The following is a 1,775-nucleotide window of genomic DNA, read 5'->3' as shown; positions in this document are numbered from 1 at the left end:
ACTTTGTTTTAATGAGTCAATTAGTGAATATTGAAGTTCAAACAATTAATCATTTAGGAATAATAGCTGGAATAATAGATGAAATAGGAATAGTAGAAATCATAAATGAACAGTTAGGTATTAAACCTCAAGAAAAGTTAAATAGCGGAATAATTGTTAAAAGTATAATTTTAAATGCCATGGGCTTTGTTTCCAGACCATTATCTTTATTTCCGCAATTTTTTAACGATAAAGCGACGGAACATCTCTGAGGAGAGGGAATTTATCCAGAGTATTTTAATGACGATAAAATTGGTAGAGTTAGGGATAAACTCTACCAAATAGGATTGAATGAAATATTTTTAGCAATTGCTTTAACAGCCTGCAAAAAATATGGAGTCGAGCATAAATATTCACATTTAGACTCCACATCGATCTCTTGAGAAGGAGATTATGAAATCTGTCAAACTGTAACGCCAGAAAATTTAGAACCTATACCTATAAAAATAGTTCATGGATATTCAAAAGATAAAAGACCAGATTGTTATTGCAATTTTTAATTAATTTGATAGCAAGTGGAGATGGAGGAGTACCACTATTTTTAGAATGTGGCAATGGTAATGATAACGATCAAGCCAAATTTGCTCGACTATTATCTAATTTTAAAAAACAAGTAAATTTCGACAGTATATTTGTGGCAGATAGCGCACTTTATACCGCAGATAACTTATTGGTGATCGAGCATTTAAAATGGATAACTAGAGTCCCACTATCAATTAAAGCTGCTCAATTATATGTAAGAGAAATTCCAGATTCCGAATTGATTAAAACAGATATAGAAGGCTATAAAGCCGTTGAGAAAGAAAGTAATTATGGGGGGATAAAACAAAAATGGATAATAATAGAAAGTAAAGCCAGAAAAGAAGCCGATTTAAAACAGTTAGCGAAAAAGATTCTTAAAAATGAAGAAAAAGCTAATGTGTTACTCACTTCTTTATCCCAGAGAAAATCTGAAAATAGAACTGAAATAAAAGCGGTATTTGAGTGCGAACAGAAAAAGCTTAAATATCATAGTTTAGTCTTGAAAGATGTTTCAAAAACAACCGATAAAAAAAACAAGAAGAAAGTTTATAAAGCTACGATAGTTTTAGAAAAAAAATCTGATAAAATAGAATCAGAAAAGAAAAAAGCTGGTCGGTTTATCTTAGCCACTAACGTTTTAAAGAATTTAAGTCCCTCTGAGATTCTTACGGCATATAAAGGACAACAATCTTGTGAACGAGGATTTAGATTTCTCAAAGATCCTTTATTTTTTGCGGATTCAGTTTTTCTAAAATATCCGTCAAGAGTGGAAACTCTGGCGATGCTCATGGGTCTATCTTTACTCATTTATAGTATTGGACAAAGACAGCTTAGAGCCAACCTAAAACAGAACAATACAGGGGTTAAAAATCAATTAGGTTCATTAACAGATAGACCCACACTCCGTTGGATATTTCAATGCTTTCAAGGCATTCATTTAGTTGTTTTAAATGGGGTCAAGCAAATTGTAAACTTGACTGATTCTCGGTCTGAAACTCTTAATTACTTCTCCAAGCATTGCCAAAAATATTATATTTTATCTGGTTAATTAATCGCTATTTTTTTCAAAATTTTTAGCTGACATCAAATTTTTTAGGTACTTTCAAATATTATTATTTTTTCGAGTCAAGCTATTCTCAATAAGCTACTTTTAATGATAAAAGTTTGTGGTTTTGATCCAGGTTGAGGATTTTATTCTGAAAGAAGCTAACCAA

1 pseudogene is annotated in these 1,775 nt (G+C 31.1%); it reads left to right on the top strand.

The features are described 5' to 3' along the window. Positions 1 to 11: 11 nt before the first annotated feature. Positions 12 to 1,609 (top strand): annotated as a pseudogene (locus H1P_RS33115) (IS1634 family transposase). Positions 1,610 to 1,775: the final 166 nt, after the last annotated feature.

Source organism: Hyella patelloides LEGE 07179, from assembly GCF_900659865.1.
GTDB lineage: Bacteria > Cyanobacteriota > Cyanobacteriia > Cyanobacteriales > Xenococcaceae > Hyella > Hyella patelloides.
Note: the sequence above shows the minus strand (reverse complement) of the source record. Positions and strands in the feature narration are given on the sequence as shown.